The organism is Bacteroides faecium (genome assembly GCF_012113595.1).
Lineage (GTDB): Bacteria > Bacteroidota > Bacteroidia > Bacteroidales > Bacteroidaceae > Bacteroides > Bacteroides faecium.
Window position 1 is genome coordinate 5,032,528 of the sequence record NZ_CP050831.1, and the last position, 17,281, is coordinate 5,049,808.

At 41.0% G+C, this 17,281-nt stretch carries 19 protein-coding genes; 9 read left to right on the plus strand and 10 right to left on the minus strand.

The genetic code is table 11. The features are described from left to right. Positions 1-61 precede the first annotated feature (61 nt). The 5 genes from rbp to BacF7301_RS18675 all read right to left on the minus strand — a co-directional run bounded on the left by rbp (position 62) and on the right by BacF7301_RS18675 (position 4,299). A complete protein-coding gene (rbp, locus tag BacF7301_RS18655; RefSeq protein ID WP_007755457.1) occupies positions 62-307 on the minus strand; it encodes an RNA-binding regulator in 246 nt (81 codons plus the stop codon). A 278-nt stretch (positions 308-585) separates the two neighbouring features. Then, positions 586-1,305 (minus strand): LytR/AlgR family response regulator transcription factor, encoded by a 720-nt coding sequence (locus tag BacF7301_RS18660; protein ID WP_167965166.1) that lies wholly within the window; start codon positions 1,303-1,305, stop codon positions 586-588. Next, positions 1,302-2,357, minus strand: a complete 1,056-nt coding sequence (locus BacF7301_RS18665) for a sensor histidine kinase (RefSeq protein WP_167965168.1) — start codon at positions 2,355-2,357, stop codon at positions 1,302-1,304. The genes BacF7301_RS18660 and BacF7301_RS18665 overlap by 4 nt, the downstream gene beginning before the upstream one ends. Then, on the minus strand, positions 2,354-3,352 hold the full coding sequence (locus tag BacF7301_RS18670; protein WP_245208265.1) for a sensor histidine kinase: 999 nt from the start codon (positions 3,350-3,352) through the stop codon (positions 2,354-2,356). The genes BacF7301_RS18665 and BacF7301_RS18670 overlap by 4 nt, the downstream gene beginning before the upstream one ends. Positions 3,353-3,402: 50 nt before the next feature. Beyond that, complete coding sequence (locus BacF7301_RS18675) at positions 3,403-4,299, minus strand: DUF6268 family outer membrane beta-barrel protein (protein ID WP_167965172.1); 897 nt, start codon at positions 4,297-4,299, stop codon at positions 3,403-3,405. A gap of 194 nt (positions 4,300-4,493) precedes the next feature. Here BacF7301_RS18675 and BacF7301_RS18680 point away from each other — a divergent pair, with 194 nt between their 5' ends. The 3 genes from BacF7301_RS18680 to BacF7301_RS18690 are packed head-to-tail and all read left to right on the plus strand — an operon-like array spanning position 4,494 to position 5,713. After that, positions 4,494-4,691, plus strand: coding sequence for a hypothetical protein (locus BacF7301_RS18680; RefSeq protein WP_167965174.1), 198 nt, complete (start codon positions 4,494-4,496; stop codon positions 4,689-4,691). Positions 4,692-4,707: 16 nt separating this feature from the next. Then, a complete protein-coding gene (locus tag BacF7301_RS18685) occupies positions 4,708-5,271 on the plus strand; it encodes a Crp/Fnr family transcriptional regulator (RefSeq protein WP_167965176.1) in 564 nt (187 codons plus the stop codon). 28 nt (positions 5,272-5,299) lie between these two features. Next, positions 5,300-5,713 (plus strand): PaaI family thioesterase, encoded by a 414-nt coding sequence (locus BacF7301_RS18690; protein ID WP_167965178.1) that lies wholly within the window; start codon positions 5,300-5,302, stop codon positions 5,711-5,713. A gap of 74 nt (positions 5,714-5,787) precedes the next feature. Here the strand turns inward: BacF7301_RS18690 and BacF7301_RS18695 are convergent, their stop codons facing one another. The 5 genes from BacF7301_RS18695 to BacF7301_RS18715 all read right to left on the minus strand — a co-directional run bounded on the left by BacF7301_RS18695 (position 5,788) and on the right by BacF7301_RS18715 (position 11,484). Beyond that, complete coding sequence (locus BacF7301_RS18695) at positions 5,788-6,558, minus strand: hypothetical protein (RefSeq protein ID WP_167965179.1); 771 nt, start codon at positions 6,556-6,558, stop codon at positions 5,788-5,790. 116 nt (positions 6,559-6,674) lie between these two features. Beyond that, entirely contained in the window at positions 6,675-8,177 is a 1,503-nt protein-coding gene (locus BacF7301_RS18700) for a glutamine synthetase family protein (protein ID WP_167965181.1), read from the minus strand. A gap of 180 nt (positions 8,178-8,357) precedes the next feature. Next, positions 8,358-9,161: a DUF4846 domain-containing protein gene (locus tag BacF7301_RS18705; protein WP_167965183.1), complete on the minus strand. Its 804-nt coding sequence runs from the start codon at positions 9,159-9,161 to the stop codon at positions 8,358-8,360. Positions 9,162-9,385: 224 nt separating this feature from the next. Continuing rightward, positions 9,386-9,748, minus strand: coding sequence for a hypothetical protein (locus tag BacF7301_RS18710; RefSeq protein ID WP_167965185.1), 363 nt, complete (start codon positions 9,746-9,748; stop codon positions 9,386-9,388). Positions 9,749-9,867: 119 nt separating this feature from the next. After that, entirely contained in the window at positions 9,868-11,484 is a 1,617-nt protein-coding gene (locus tag BacF7301_RS18715; RefSeq protein ID WP_167965186.1) for a patatin-like phospholipase family protein, read from the minus strand. Positions 11,485-11,613: 129 nt separating this feature from the next. On the opposite strand from BacF7301_RS18715, the gene BacF7301_RS18720 reads away from it, so the two are divergent. From BacF7301_RS18720 to BacF7301_RS18745, 6 genes are all read left to right on the plus strand, one after another. Then, entirely contained in the window at positions 11,614-12,147 is a 534-nt protein-coding gene (locus BacF7301_RS18720) for a methylated-DNA--[protein]-cysteine S-methyltransferase (RefSeq protein WP_167965188.1), read from the plus strand. Between the two features lie 84 nt (positions 12,148-12,231). Beyond that, positions 12,232-13,119 carry a polyphosphate kinase 2 family protein gene (locus tag BacF7301_RS18725; RefSeq protein ID WP_167965190.1) on the plus strand — a complete coding sequence of 296 codons (888 nt, stop codon included), beginning with the start codon at positions 12,232-12,234 and terminating at the stop codon, positions 13,117-13,119. Between the two features lie 70 nt (positions 13,120-13,189). After that, positions 13,190-13,903: a DUF169 domain-containing protein gene (locus BacF7301_RS18730; protein WP_167965192.1), complete on the plus strand. Its 714-nt coding sequence runs from the start codon at positions 13,190-13,192 to the stop codon at positions 13,901-13,903. 287 nt (positions 13,904-14,190) lie between these two features. Then, entirely contained in the window at positions 14,191-14,700 is a 510-nt protein-coding gene (locus BacF7301_RS18735; protein ID WP_167965193.1) for an ECF transporter S component, read from the plus strand. Between the two features lie 15 nt (positions 14,701-14,715). Next, entirely contained in the window at positions 14,716-15,651 is a 936-nt protein-coding gene (locus BacF7301_RS18740; protein ID WP_167965195.1) for a DUF362 domain-containing protein, read from the plus strand. Between the two features lie 6 nt (positions 15,652-15,657). After that, positions 15,658-17,202, plus strand: coding sequence for a 4Fe-4S binding protein (locus BacF7301_RS18745; protein WP_167965197.1), 1,545 nt, complete (start codon positions 15,658-15,660; stop codon positions 17,200-17,202). Positions 17,203-17,281 lie beyond the last annotated feature (79 nt).

Consider the following 17,281-nt stretch of genomic DNA (forward strand, 5'->3'; position numbering starts at 1 on the left):
AAGAAAGGCGTGCCAGTTTACCTGACACGCCTTTCTTTATAATTGGCTATATATTCCAGTCTTAGTTTCTTGGCAATGCTTCTTTAACTACCATTGAACGACCTACATATTCAGCACCATTCAATTGTTTGATAGCATTGTTAGCTTCTGTATCATCCGGCATTTCGATAAACGCAAAACCTTTTGATCTTCTAGTTTCACGGTCTGTGATTAACTTTACTGAAGCAACTGTTCCATACTCTTCCATTACATTTCTCAAGTCTGATTCCTTAACATTATAGCTAAGATTTCCAATGTACAAATTCATAAAATACAAATATAAAAAATTAATAATTCAATAAGAAAGTTTTGGGAAGATCTAAATTAGAGATGGATATGCTCAAATAAATGAGAAGATTCATGTAAAATAATCAAATCGCAATAAACCTCTTTATTGTTGTTGATTGCAAAGGAAAGCATTATTTATAGATATTGCACTATATTCTCTCCTTTTTCTTTTCGTAAAACATCTTTTTTAAGGAAATAGCCCAATACTTAACGTTCGTATCTCCTATTGCCGGGGATTTTCCAAGCTAGTTGCCGGAATTATTCTTTCGGCAGATTCTTCATCACAAATTCGTCAAAAAAGAGTTTTTTATAACTTCCGCCTATAGCTATCTCATAAGACTTGATAAAAATATCATTCGTATCGAAAGAGTCAATCCGGGAGATATTGACAATATAAGATTTGTTCACCCGAAGAAACTGCTTGCCGGGGAGTTGTTCGTGGATATTCTTTAAATTCATCTTAGTCACCACCCGCTGATCTTCCAATTGAAGAATCGAATAGTCCTTCAGTCCCTCAATAAAAAGAATATCACCGAAGTTTATCTTGAAATAACGCCGTTCCGACTTGATGAAGATGTATTCCTCTTGAATCTCCTCTACCCTTTCAGGCGTTTCCGACAATAATAATTTATGATATGCAATGGCTTTGTTGACCGCTTTCAGGAAACGGTTCATCTCTATGGGTTTTACCAGATAATCAATGGCACTCACATCGTAGCTGTCGAGTGCGTATTCCGCATAGGCTGTTGTAAAGATAACCAATGTATCTTTAGGAATACTCTGCGCAAACTCCAATCCGGTAATTCCCGGCATCTGAATATCGAGAAAGACCAAATCGACCGTATGTTCGTTCATAAAAGCGGACGCGGCAATGGCATTATTAAAGCTACCGGTCAATACCAATTGAGGAATCTGCTCCACCAATGATTTCATTCCTTTACGAGCTACCGGCTCGTCATCGACAATAATACAATTCATAGGCTCAAATGTAAGTTGACATTATAAGTTGTTTCCTTATCTTCTATTTTTAGCACATATCGTGTTCCATAAAGTAAATCCAGCCTGCGCCGTATATTGACCAGTCCGATTCCGCCGTCTTTCTTTATCGGAACAGGCGGTTTGGAGTTCTCGCAACGAAACAGCAGTTCGTTATCACAGACCTTAAAGTAGAGATGTACATAGGACAGATTATTACTATCCGGATTGTGTTTCACTGCATTCTCCACAAAAGGGATGAAAAGCAATGGGGGGACGCAAATCTCGTCAAGTTCACCTTCCGTTGTTACGTGATACTCAAAACAATCCCGTCGTACTTTCTCCAGTTCGAGATAATCGACTAGAAACTGAATATCCGCTTGTAAAAGTACTTCTTTCTGTGCACTGTCATTGAATTGATAGCGTAACAAATCATCCAGTTTCGCTAATATCTGCGACGCTTCCTCTGCATCTTCTTTCACTAAGATATTGGCATTGTTCAGCATATTGAAAAGGAAGTGAGGATTAATCTGATTCTTCAATTGCTGCAATTCCGCCTGTTTGGTGGCTTTCTCCAGTTCCATAATTTCCCTGCCGGAGATTATCCAACGCCGGAAAAGCTCGAAACTGGTACACCCGCTCGCTATCAGCATTAATGTGACGACAGAATGTATAAAGCTCAAAAAAGAAAAAGGTCGCCCATCCTGTAAGTGGAAGTCATCAATCCCATATTGTTGATGGAGAGGATATAAAAAGGCAAGCCCTATCAATGCACTCAAAAGAATGATTGCGGAAAACCAAAGCCAGTAATGTGTTAGCTGGTGTTTATTCAGAAAGCGGGGAACCAGCCAGTAAATACTCAAATAAATAGGAAAAGCAAATACGAGTGTGCTCACGACAAACGCGTACAGGAAACCGTCGCTATTAAAACTTCTATGTATATTCTGGAAACCGAGGAAGAGTATCAAAAGTAACAATAGCAGATGCCCCAACAGTCTGAACCGATGATCGACCAGACTCTTTCCCCAATTATATATATTCCGGGAATCTTTCATAATTTAATCTTTAAATCTGTAACACACTGCGATTGGTTATCACAACGATTCTCTAACAAATAATCTCCTTTCGGATACAACAGCTTCAACCGATGCCGAAGTTTCTCAAAAGCGGGAAGTGACTTTCGCGGTACGCTTTCTTTTAAACGGTAAGTACAAGTGAAAAGAAGCATCTCCTTTTCTGCCTTTAACTCAATCGTGATATACTTTTCCTCTTCTATACTTTCCTGAATTGCATATTCTATAATTGGCATAAATAATAAAGGCGGAATTTGCATATAAGCGACCTTGCTTTCCATTCGGATTTCAGATTTGAAGGTCGGATTACAGATTTTCTCCAATTCCAGATAGTCGGTCATAAAACGCATATCGTCTCCTAATAATACTTTCTTATGTCCACTTTCATAAAGTTGGTACCGAAGCAGCCGACTCAATTTAAAGATAAGCGCAGACGCTCTATCGGTATCTTCCAAAGAGAGTGTCCGGGCTTTATTCAACATTTTGGAAAGAAAATCAGGTTGCAGTTGTTCTTTCAAATGATTCAGTTCGGTTTGAAGACCGTTATTCTCCAATTCATCCAGCCGTTGATGATAAGATACCCATCGACGCAAGAAAATAGTGAAAGAGAAAGCAAAAAAGTAAAGAATAAGAGCAAGAGCATTCAATAACAGAAAAAAGAAAAATCTCGAATTGATTGTTTTGATATTATCGGGCATGGGATAATACTGTCCCATGATATATGCACCGATGAATAATAACAGCAGCATGCATAGAACAAGGCTAATTGTAAAGCAGATATAGGCTTTATATCGTCTTTGAAACAAATATTCAGGAATCACCCGATAGGTATGCAGGTTTATTATTCCCCAGAGTATAAGCGAAAGCACTAAGTTAACACCTGTCACCGGATTCAGCCCTACACTGTTATCTTCGACAAATGTACCTCTGAATACTAAAAAGGTAACTAATAGAAATATACCTATTTGTTTCAACAATCTATATAAAGGTATCCTAACTGGCATCAGGCGATAAAGTTACTACTTTTTTAGAATTGATACTTCATTCCCAGCGAAACATATGCTGCCGGTTTGAAATAAGGGTCTGCATCCTTCGACATATCTTTAAAAAAGGCTTTTAGAGTACGGGTGGTGTAATAGGCTATCCGGCTGCATGACACCCCGGCAGTAGCAGTCACGGAAAAGGAATTTCCAATATTGAATTCCGGCTGTAAACCTGCAATAATGAATTGTTGGGAAAACACGACGTCCTTCCCTTCTCTTTCCAATAATGCCAGCGAACCGTTCATTTCCGCGACCACTTTCAGGTTCAGGTATTTATTCATTCTCATTCCTGCCGAGACTTCCATAGCATTGAGCATGGATACTTTTATCTGATAACGCCCTTCAGTACTCCAATCAAAATAAATTGCCGGAAATAGCATCGGATAACCAAAAGTGTTATTAATGGCCAGTCCCGCCCCTAAAGCCAGGTTTGGCTTAAACTGCCGGATAAAAACAAGTCCCCCTTGCCCAAGGATATTTTTCAGTCTAACATCGGAAGTGGTATAAACTCCCGCGCCGATTGTAGTCAGCAACAACCATCTCTTGCTAATCGGACGAATGTTGGTCACACTCAACTGCGCATTTATGATTTGATCTACATCTATATAGGATTGGAGATTTTTATTATTCAAAGCTGTATAACTTGCTCCAGTCGAAATCATCCAGACCGTAGGCTGGTTTCTTTCATTCATTTTCTGAGAGACAGGGATATTGACATTTCCTTCAACAAACCGCATATCCCCTTTCCCGCCAGTTTTCTGCCCTTCTTCATCTTTATATTGCGAAGAAGAGATATACCCTGTTTTAATAGTTACCTGTGCCTGTACATTTTCTGATAGTAATAAGAGCAAGGCGAACACACTTAATAAAATAGCTTTCATTCTTTTATCTGTTTTTGAATTTGAATGAGGCAAAAATAAAGCTTTGCCAATCTATGTTGGGAAATTGTAGACCAAACCCAATATCCAGTAGACAAAACGAATCATTTTTTCCTTCATGGGCTGTTTTTTACTTTTTTCTTTTAACTTTGCCTGCCAGATAAGTATATTCATAGAACCAACGGAATAATAATTAAATGGAGAATTTGAAGTTCATTAAAAGAATTGTCCTTGCAACTACATTTACGGTCGGTTCAGGTCTGACCATCGCAGGCGGTATGGGAATTTTCGTCGGACATGAAAGATTTCTATATGCTATCCTAATGATTGCGGGAATTATCTTTTTAGTTATAGGCTGGCTGGTAATACCTGGGATTTTCAGAAGACTGGAATAAAATAGTATTTAAAGGCATGAAAAATTTTAATCATTATGCAGGACGCGAAGAGTTCTCCGCATTTAAGGACTTCTTTTTGACACATGGGCAATGTAAAGACATGAAGAAGAAAGAGTATTTCACTCAGCAGGGAGCTTTAGCAACGCATGGGGCTTACATAGAGGAAGGATTGTTCCGATATATCTGTACAGACGACAGAGGATGCGAGCATATCGTCGGCTATTCTTTTGCCGGAGAATATGTAGGTGACTATCCTGCATGCCTGAAAAAGGAGAAAGCTATGGTAAGTATCCAGGCTGCAAGTGATGCTAGAATCTATTATGCTTCTGCCGAAGACATGAGAAAATTCTTCTCTACAAACGAAACGACACAGAACTTGGAACGGATTCTTGCAGAAGAACTTTTTGTGCAAACCTACATGCGTTTATTAGATATATATTGCAAAACTCCTGCCGAACTCTATTTAGACTTAGTGAGACGTTATCCTGATTTTCTGAATTATATTACCCTGAAAGAGGTAGCCTCTTTTCTCCGGGTTACTCCAGAAACGATTAGTCATATACGCAAGAAGTATGAATAATAACTACTAATAATGAAATAATCAAACGATGAACGTAACAAAACTGCCCTTTAATGATTTTATCGGACTGGAATTCTCCGATAATCCGCATTACATCTTAATGCTCAACGATAAATCAGAATATCATAATCACTTGGATACCGTACACGCCAGTGCTATGTTTGCCTTGGCGGAAGCTACAAGCGGACATTATCTCCTTGAACAATTCAGTGAATTATCGGATATTATCCCGGTTGTCAGAAAAGTAGAGGTGAAATATCGCAAACCGGCAATTGGAACAGTATATTCAACGGCAAAACTTCGTGATATTGAGAAGTGTGATGTGATTGAAGCTATCAATCAAAAGGGACGGATTTTATTAAATGTGGAAGTCTCTTTATTTAATAATGAAGATATGCTTGTGATGCAGGCTGTTTTCGAATGGTTTATTTCCAAGAAATAAAATATGAACTAAATAACAATTAAACTCATGCAGATAATCAATGTAAAATTAGCAAAAGAAACATTGATTTATCATTAGCAATCAAAGACATATTCAGAGCGCCCAACACATTTTACCAATAAACCATCGTCAGCTTTTGATGATAAAAATAAGACTACTGACTTAGATTCGTAATCGCCCGAAACATCAAAAATAAAATCCGGACAGCCATCCATATCCATGTCTCCCATCCAAAGTATAGCTACATGAGTATCGTGGAATTCAGGCATGGCAATGAGTAACTGTTCTTTATCCATACCAGCTTTCGACAGATAGAGTTTATAGTTCCTTACGTTATCCCAGTTCCCGTTGTTCTCTATATCATTCCTTAATACTCCTTCGGCACGTAATCGATATTTCTGATTATGAAATTCAAATTCATATTGCTCCCCCATATAAATACTATCTTGTATAGGCTTAGTCTCTATCAAACTGTCTTGGGGCTCAATACCTTTTATCAACAGGATACTGTTATCTCTATCAGAAAAGACAGAAGCAACAGAATCTTCGATACAATCATCATAAAAGTTTTCCACTTTTACGTTTGCCCTATTCATACAAAAACCAGCAGTTACGTCCTGATAAAAGTCATACCACGGCTCCGAATACATATGATAGAAATCAGAAAGCAGACTGCCTCTATACCCTGCCGGTATGAGAATATCTATCTCCGTATCTTCATCCACAGGCAATAGAGTCGTGTCCGATTCATCATCAAATGCCGCCTTGATATCGCCCGATTGTTTTTGTCTACCGCCACACGCATAAACGATAAGACATAAAAATAGAATTATTACTGTTCTCATAACCTGTTATTACGTATATTTTTATTTCTGTTTCTCTAATTGTGTGTTTTTCGTTAAACAAAAGCCTATCTTACCATGGAAAGACAGGCTTTTATTTATATATCAGTTATACTACATTATCCGCAGTGGAAATACTTATGAACCAAATCAAGCATCTCCTGCGGTTTTCCGTCCAAGTCCGCACGCAGTGTCTTATCTTCATAGCTACGGAGTTTACGGATAATGCCGTCAATCATTGCCGGACTAAATACATTGTATTGTTCGAAAATAGCCCGTTGCTGTTCCAGGCAATCGGCAGACGCAGCACAGCTATCCGGTAATTGAGCCAATGCCTGCAACTTATCTTCGTTTTCTTTCTGGTGAATATTCACATTCACATACGTCTTTTCAGCCAGTTCCAGAGCATTCTCTATTTCAAAACCATGACGGCAGGCAACAGCCAGTCCGGCAAGCAGTTGATACAAATCTGCCGAACCGTCCGGCGAACGCATTTCCACCGTCTGCTTCTGAGTGGTATCAAAATGGCTTTCCGTTTCTAACGGGTTCGCTAATGTACACATATCCTTCTTTGCAGCCCATCCCAAAGGTACACGTACTAATACGGAACGGTTGCGGTCGCCCCAACAAACATTCGTCGGCGCTTCCTGATGCGGAACAAGACGGAAGTATGAAGTGGGATTCGTGTTTCCGAAGGCTGTGATTGAAGGTGCAAGCTCCATCATTCCGGCAATAGCCTTCCGGGCTGTTTCTGACAAAATGCCGTCTTTCAACATCTGATTCTTTCCGTCCTGCATGATACGCATATGGACGTGCAAACCGGAACCCGCTTTACCTGCTGTTATCTTAGGAGCAAACGTAACATTATATCCATATTTGAATCCCAGGTTACGGATTACCCATTTGGCAATCATCAACTGGTCGGCAGCCTGTTCAACAGGAACCGGCAAAAACTCTATCTCATTCTGCTCATAGATATAGCCTTCCAAGGTAAAGTTACCCACTTCAGAGTGTCCGTACTTAATTTGTCCGCCAGTTTGTGAGATATAAGACATACATTGGGTACGGAACTCATTGAATTTGGCATAAGGCCCCGATTCATGATAACCACGCTGGTCGGTTGCCTCAAACATACCCGTATCCGGTGCTATCACATAATATTCCAACTCACCCATTGCCTGAAACTCCATTCCCGTCACGTCCGTAAATGCTTTACTGGCTTTATGAAGCGTATATTCCGGCGAGCTTTCCAATGGTTCTCCGTCCTTATTGAAGAAAGAACAAAGGATAGACAGCGTAGGTATTTCAGCAAACGGATCGACAAATGCCGTACGGAACCGAGGAATAACATAAAGGTCGCTACTTCCCGCTTCGATGAAAGAGAAAAGGCTGGAACCGTCTACCCGTTCTCCACAGGTAAGGATAGCTTCCAGATAAGCTTGATTGTTGATGACAAAATTTAAAGTTTTCAGACGACCGTCTCCCGCGGGATACATGAAATTGACCATGCGGATGTCGTTTTGTTGGATAAATGAAATGATGTCGGCTTTGGTAAATTCAGAAGTCGGCTTCTTGAGAAATGCCACCAATTTATTGGCATTCATTGATAACTCTTGATTCATGATCGGTTGTTTTTCGTTGTTGTATGATTAAAAAACGGTTTGTTAATCGCCAAAGATAACGAAAAGATAGAAAACCAAATAAAAAAGATTTAATTATTTCCTTACTACCTTTCATTTAAATCCGTTCGCCTACTTCATCTGTTTGCTTATTTTGCCTATTCGCTTATTTAGCCTGTTCTCCTACTTAAAGCGTTTTAAGTCTTTCTTCTCAAAAATCCATTCCGGCGTATATAGTTTTCCGCTATCGGTTTCCGTTAATTCATACCAGGGAGAAAGGCTGCGGCTGACAGGATTTATAAGAATGTGAATCTGTTGTGCAGGCATATAGCTTTGTGCCAATAGGAATACTTTCTTTTTCGTAACCGGATGAACTGCGACATCTATTACAATAACAGCATGACCGGGAGAACCACCTTTTATAAAAACATCACCGGGTTGCAAAGAAGTATAAGCCACAGTCTGGAGTTCTTTGGATAAAGAAGCCGTTCCGGCATACATAAAAACCATATCGAGATAATTGCGGAAAGTTTTATAGGAATAATCCGTCCCTTTGCCCGAAGCATACCACAGCACTTGATTACCGTTGACTTTTATACGGCTTCCTTCCGCCCATTTTTTATATTCGGCAGGAAAACCGTTTGTGAAGTTGAATTTTATTGTTCCATACCTCTTTTGCCCCCACAGATACTCCGCACGCAAACGCATCACAGCATCAGCACATTGCTGTAAGTCACGGTTGCCAATCTCCATATCTACTACGGCATAAGCAGCAGACTGGTTCGACTTTTCTTTTCCGTTGTAGAGCATCACTTTGCTGCCTTTCGGCAGCAAAGGCAAATTACGTAAATAACCCGTAAACGAATTATCGGCACAAGATTCCCTGACATACCCTGCCGGTGGGATGATTCTTGAAACAACCCTCTCTTGTCCCCGTAATTGCAGGATTGCGCAGAACAATCCTATATATATTAGCAAATGCTTCATTTATAATATGTTTTATAGTTGTATCAAGACAAATATACACTTCTTGCCGATAACTGGCAAATTTATTCTTTTATTCCCCACAAACTTTTGAAATATTAATCCTAAACTTCTTTTGCAGTATGAAATTTATTGCTAGTGCATCTATTGTGTTGTAATCAATTTTACCGATAATAAGTTGCAGCTTACAGCCATTTAAGGCAATCGAGGTGCGTGTTAGTCACATTTTATTCTTTAGTTTCAAATTCATAACAATCTGATAAATGGTAACGAGCCAAAAACATTGTTTCCCAAGCATCATAGTCTTTTGGAATTGTCGCATACTCAGGATGCGTGTGCCAATAATTATTTCCATATAGAATAATCATAGCCCAATGAAAACTTCTTTCATGAGAAAAATATACAACACCTGTAAAACTGTTAATGTCCCGGAATATAAAGAATGAAGCTCTTTTGACAAGTAGTTCTGCTTGTTCCATGTGTATGTTTCCGTATTTTGCGATACATTCTTTTAGCAGTTCACAAAAAATAGCAAAATGGAAAACAACCTTTTCTTTCCCATCCTCTACTATGATAATATCTCTACTCATTATTTTATTCTATTTCATATGACTAGCGTTATGCTAACAGCGGTCATTTAATGTTTCGCTGTTATTTTCTCTAAGTATTTTATCAAATTCCTCTACAATCGTCAAATCCATGCCTTGTTCTATCTCTTCCATTCATCCAGTTTGCAAAGCGGATTCTTCTGAAACTCTTCCCAATCTTTCCTCAACTGTTCTTCACAGGCAATAATCAATTGATGATGCTCATTCGTATTTGTCGGGTCTTTCTTTATATCTTCGATATATTCAAGCAGATTCCAGCAAATAGTATATTGTCCCGCAGCAATCAACGCATCGGGCATACCGGTTTCTTTCTCCTGCTGTGTGAACCAGAGGGTAGTTCCCATTCCTGCCGCCTTCTTTGAGTTCTGTTGGATTGCATCACTCGGTTTCAGATATTCGGGAAGTTGTCCGTATTTCAATTTGGATACCCACGTTTCATTGGGGCGAAGCTCATAAACGCCATTCATCATTGTACGATTATACCACGTTTCATCCTGATAAACACTGCGGTACCCCATACGGCGCAGATGCTTCATAAACACAGAAGAAACTAACAACAACACCGAATTAACCCGATTGGCAACCAATGTGGCAATATCCTTGAAACGCAAGTTCAGAACAGACGGCACACTGTCTTGAATCACGGTTGTCTTTGCTATCCGAACCAGCTTCTTTTTCAGAATGGCATATACGATAAAGACTCCTACCAACAACACCCACAAAGCCGTAAGGAAACCGGATAAGAAAGAGACAGAGGTAAACACATAAGAAGCCGCCACAACACCCGTAGCCACAATGCCCGTAATCAAAAGACGCCCGGAAAGTTTTTTCAGGCTCAATTTTCCAATCGAATCAGGCAAACAGAAACAAGAAGGAGAATAAGGCTCCATATATGGACTGGCTACGTCCGATATTATCACCAAATCCAGGCACTTTTCTTCCGGACTGCCGGCACACCTTGCCATTCGTTCTTCCGCTAATATAATAGGCTCAATACCTTGATTATCGACAACGCCACCATCCATTATACCGAATGGTTCAATCTTTTCCACATAATTTCTCACTTCTTCCGAATCACCCAATACAAAATCCTTCGGGAAGACAAGCGGCTCAAACCCACTGGGGAAACAGGAAGAACACGCCAGTATTTCGGAAAGCCGGATATGCTTTGCCACCTCACGGGGAATTCTTATCTTGTTATTTCCGACAATTCCGTAACCTGCTGTATTTCCCGGTTTGACTCCAGTATTTTCGGTCGCCTGAAAACGGAAAGCCAGACCATTTGTAAAGTCCGTTGCATTGGCGGCAAAATGTCCGATATGGATATCGTCAATCTTATCCATCAAGTCGCCCAATACAGCCTCTTTGAATAACTCTTTATTATAGATTTCCGCCATTGTGCGAATCAGTGAGGCACATTGACCTTCTTCATAGGACGAAAGATTATCCATTGCTATGGTAGCCAAATCTATTTCGGTGAAAAAATGATATAAATCCTTGAATACCTCGTCAACAGACTCGCCACGGGTCAGTCCGAGCATATAGCGCAATCCCGTTATAGTTCCGCCCGATATGGTGGACATGGCAACCACCTGTTCCAATAATGTAGATTCTCCTATTTTTACTGTATGCAGATAAGACAAAGCTCCTAAATGAAAAGTTGCGGCGCGATAACCTCCTCCTGAAAAAGTCAAAGCTATTTTGAGTTTGTTTTCCATTATGATGTGTTTTAAAGTTTGTAGTAGGGCAAATATAAGTAATTATTCTTCAAAACAGAGGTGAAAAAGATATTATTTAAAAATGAAATGCTACTTTTGTAAAAGACATCACCTTATATATATAACGTTATGCAATACATTTACAAATATCAATCCCCTATCGGCGGAATAACAATCGCAAGTGACGGTAATTCCTTGACAGGTTTGTGGTTTGACGGGCAGAAATATTTTGCCGCTTCGTTGTCTCCTGAACACGAAGAAAAAGCATTGCCCGTATTCGAGCAAACCAAAGAATGGCTCGATTGCTATTTCAGCGGAAAGAATCCCGGCTTCATGCCTGAGATACACTTGGAAGGTACTTCTTTCCGTCTCTCCGTATGGAAAATATTAAAAGAAATCCCTTACGGCAAAATCATTACGTACAAGGATATTGCCAAAGAAATAGCCCGCCGGAACGGACTGCCGTCCATGTCGACGCAAGCGGTAGGCAATGCGGTGGGACACAATCCGGTTAGCATTATCATACCCTGCCACCGGGTTGTAAGTTGCAACGGCAGCCTGACAGGATATGCAGGCGGTATTTCTAAAAAGATTGAGTTGCTCACTCTCGAACAGGCGGATATGACAAACCTGTTCGTACCGAAGAAAGGAACGGCACTATAAATCCGAAAAATGTCCTTTGCCCGAAAAACTAATTGATTGCCCCGGCTGTTTTATTTTCAGTAGAAACATTCAAATTACAAATCCATGAAAAAGGACATTTTAAAAGACCTGCTTGCCAAACCCGGAAAACAATATTCCGTTTCCGATTTCGACCCGTCATTCACCGGCGAAGTATCCAAACAGGATGCCAAAGACCAACTGGCACAGGACGTTGAGAAACTTTCCGAACTGCAAAGCATGCTCTACGCACAGGATCGCTACTCGATTCTTATTATCTTTCAGGCTATGGACGCGGCCGGAAAAGACGGAACAATCAAACATGTCATGTCCGGCATCAATCCGCAAGGATGCCAGGTGTTTTCGTTCAAACAGCCTTCTGCCGAAGAACTGGATCACGATTATCTCTGGCGTATCAACCGTTGCCTGCCCGAGAGAGGGCGAATCGGAATCTTCAACCGTTCCCACTATGAAGACGTGCTTATCGCCAAAGTGCATCCCGAAATTATACTGTCCGGCAAATTGCCGGGCATAGAAACCGTCAAAGACATTGACCCTGACTTCTGGAAGCGCCGTTACCGGCAAATCAATGATTTCGAACGTTATCTGACGGAAAACGGAACCGTTGTCCTGAAATTCTTCCTGAATGTATCAAAAGCCGAACAGAAAAAGCGCTTTATGGAAAGATTGGATGACAAAGCCAAAAACTGGAAATTCTCTTCCGCAGATGTCAAGGAACGTCAGTTTTGGGATGAATACATGAAAGCCTATGCAGATGTACTGACCGAAACATCTACCGAACTGGCTCCGTGGTACGTAATCCCCGCCGACAATAAATGGTTCATGCGCTACGCAGTAGGGTGGATTATCTGCGACCGGATGAAACAACTGGACTTGCATTACCCCAAACTATCCGAAGAAGGATTAAGGAAGCTGGAAGAATGTAAGAAAAGTGTATCCGATATTAACTTCTGATTCACTTGCACTTATCCTTTTTTATTCTAACTTTGTAGAGCAACTACGTATGAACAAAAATTGATAAGTTATGGACATTCAAACATTTATTCTAAACTTCAGAGAGGCGTTCGGAGAAAAAGCCGAATTGCCTCTTGTATTCTGGTACTCGGACACACAGGTGGGGACAGCGGAAAAAATAAACGGCTGTTTCTTCAAAGGTATGAAAGCGGTAAGAGAAGGCAGCATCATCAGCCTGAATGCCGAAACAATCGGCTGTGGTGGTGGCAAGTTCTATACCGGCTTTACTGAAATGCCCGAGCGTGTACCGACTTTTGTCTCATTAAAAGAGCGATATAAACAGACTCCGCAAATGGTCATCGACTTCATACAGCAAATCGGAGTGCTCAAAGCCGAAAAGAAATACCTTCATTTTGCGCGTATAGACAAGATGGAAAGTCTGGAAGAAGTGGAAGGCGTCGTATTTATTGCCAATCCCGACATGCTTTCCGGACTCACCACATGGGCTTATTATGATAATAATGCTGAAGACGGTGTGGTTTCCATGTTCGGTTCCGGTTGTAGCTGCATAGTAACGCAAGCTACCATAGAAAACCGCAAAGGCGGCAGACGGACATTCATCGGTTTCTTCGATCCGTCGGTACGCCCCCACTTCGAAGCGGACAAATTAAGCTATACCATACCTATGTCCAGATTCAAGGAAATGTGTGGCACAATGCGTCAAAGTTGCTTGTTCGACACGCATGCATGGAGCAAGATTCGGGAAAGGATGGATGCTGAATAAGGCAAAAGAACCAATCAAATAGGTCAAAAATCTGTTTCGTGCTTTGAAGCTAAAAGTTTCGCGCCTTGAAACACTTTGTTTCACACCGAGAAACCATTCGTTTCACACCGGGAAACAAAGTGTTTCACACCGAGAAACAAAGTGTTTCAAATGGGTCTGAAACTTTTCTGTCCTATTTTTAAGAAAATAAGCAAATAGTTCTTTTCCCGGATTAAACCTTTTTAATAGAGGAAAGTCTAATTTTTAAGATATTATCGTTCTATTAAATACAAAAGTTATCAACGAAAATGGAAACATCTGCCAAGCTCTACTCGCTGAATTACAGCAATGTAAAAACTTACTTGTTCGCTCTGCTGTTTATTGCAGGCAACATTGCACTTCCACAACTATGTCATCTTACACCTTACGGTGGCCCTACCCTGCTGCCTATCTATTTTTTCACATTGGTTGCAGGCTATAAGTATGGATTCCGCGTAGGATTATTGACTGCGATTCTTTCTCCCGTCATTAACCATCTGTTGTTTGCCATGCCTTCGGAAGCGGCGCTTCCGGTTATACTGATAAAATCCACTTTGCTCGCCGGAGCTTCCGCTCTCGCCGCACGAACACTGAAATCTGTCTCTTTATTGGGCGTTCTTGGTGTCGTACTCTCCTATCAGATCATAGGAACTGCTTTTGAATGGGCGATTCTCGGTAATTTCCATGCAGCGGTACAAGATTTCCGTATCGGTATTCCGGGAATGTTGATCCAGTGGTTTGGTGGCTATGCCCTGTTAAAAGCGATTGCAAAACTCTAAACTAAAATAGAAATAATGGATAGAAGGGACTTTTTAAAAACAGTAGCTATAACCGGAGCAGCTTTGACTATACAGCGGTCGGAAGCTATGGAGGTATTAACTCAGACTATCAATAAAGCAAGCGGAGCTAATCCTGACCTGGTAGCCGTCATGGGTGGAGAGCCGGAAGCCATGTTCCGTCGTGCCATAAGCGAACTGGGGGGTATGAAGCAATTCGTCAAACCGGGACAGAAAGTGGTCGTAAAGCCTAATATCGGTTGGGATAAAGTGCCGGAGCTGGCAGGGAATACAAATCCGAAATTAGTGGCGGAAATCGTGAAGCAATGTTTTGCCGCCGGAGCAAAAGAAGTGACTGTATTCGACCATACTTGCGACGACTGGCAGAAATGTTACAAAAACAGTGGTATCGAAGCAGCCGCCAAAAGTGCGGGAGCTAAGGTTATGCCTGCTCATCTGGAATCTTACTACAAACCGGTAGACCTGCCAAATGGTAAAAAAATGAAGAAGGCAAAAGTACATGAAGCGATTCTGAATTGTGACGTGTGGATCAATGTCCCTATCCTGAAGAATCATGGCGGAGCCAATCTGACAATCTCAATGAAAAATCATATGGGAATTGTATGGGATCGTGGTTTCTTCCATCAGAATGATTTGCAACAGTGCATAGCGGATATATGTACGTTACAGAAAAAAGCAGTGCTCAATGTAGTAGACGCTTATCGGATTATGAAAACCAATGGCCCGCGGGGACGTTCGGCGTCAGATGTTGTCCTGGCAAAAGGATTGTTTATTTCACCGGATATTGTAGCCGTAGATACGGCTGCCGCCAAGTTCTTCAACCAGGTACGTGAGATGCCGTTGGATACCGTAGGACATCTCTCCAAAGGAGAAGCTTTGAAAGTAGGTACCATGAATCTTGACAAACTGAATGTCAAGCGAATTAAGATGTAAATTATAATGTTAAGAAAGATACGTATCGTACTATCAGCCCTGCTTTTTGCGCTGATTACTTTTTATTTTATAGATTTCGCAGGGGTATTACCGAATAGTTTTCATAGGTTAGCACATATTCAATTTATACCTGCGCTGATATCATTCAGCGTAGGTATATTACTTTTTCTTATTGTACTGACTTTGCTGTTCGGACGCGTTTATTGCTCAACGATTTGCCCGATGGGTATTCTGCAAGATGTCGTTGCACGCATTTCCAAATCAACAGTAAAGAAAAAGAAAAGGTACAAATACAGCCCTGCCAAAAATATATTGCGATGGAGCATCGTCGGAGTGCTGGTAATTGCTTTTATTGGCAAATTCACTGCTGCAATAGGAATATTAGATCCGTATAGTGCTTACGGGCGTATTGCGGTGCACGTATTCAAGCCTGTCTATATGTTAGGGAATAACTTGCTGGAATCTGTCTTTTCAAAATTTGAGAATTATACATTCTATCAGGTAGATATGTCTATGCTTAGTCTTTCTTCCCTGCTTATCTCAATACTCACATTCGGAATCATTATTATATTGGCATGGAAACATGGAAGAACCTGGTGCAACACAATTTGCCCCGTCGGGACTGTACTCGGATTTTTAAGCCGCTTTTCTTTATTCAAGGTTCGCATTGACGCTACGAAATGCAATGGTTGCGGGCTTTGCGCTACCAAATGTAAAGCTGCCTGCATCAACAGTAAGGAACATATAATTGACCATAGTCGCTGTGTAGATTGTTTCAATTGTTTAGGGGCTTGCAAACAGAAGGCTTTGGTATATAGTCCTACAGCAAAAAAGCAACAATCGCTTTCGGAAGGAGCTGCCACATTGACAACTACTGATTCTTCCAAACGACGTTTCCTTGTTGCTGGCCTTGTTACAGCCGGAGCAGCATCTAAGGTTCTCTCACAAGTCCAGGAATCTGTGGCAACCATGCAAGGAAAAAAGGCTTATAAAAAGGAAAATCCGATTACTCCACCGGGGTCTGTCAACCAGGAGCACTTCCAACAGAAATGCACGTCGTGTCATCTTTGTGTAAGCAAATGTCCGTCACATGTTCTGAAGCCGGCTTTCATGGAATATGGGCTGGCCGGCATGATGCAGCCTACTGTCAATTTCGATAAAGGATTCTGTAATTTCGACTGTACGGTTTGCGGAGATGTATGCCCCAACGGCGCCATTCTCCCCCTGACTGTTGAGCAGAAGCACCTCACCCAAATGGGAACTGTGGTATTTATCGAAGAAAACTGTATTGTCTACACAGACGGAACCAGTTGCGGAGCTTGTTCGGAGCACTGTCCCACTCAAGCCATCGCCATGGTACCTTACAGGGACGGGCTGACTATCCCTCATGTGAATACAGAAATATGTGTAGGTTGCGGTGGTTGTGAATATGTCTGCCCTGCACGTCCGTTCCGAGCTGTATATATTGAAGGAAATCCTGTGCAAAAAGAAGCAAAACCATTTAAAGAAAGCGAAGAACATAAAGTTGAAATTGATGGCTTCGGATTCTAACTTCCCAAAAAAACTATTCATTATATTCCGCCTACTTTCAATAATTTCACTAAATTCGTGGCGTACTAAAGAAAATAGG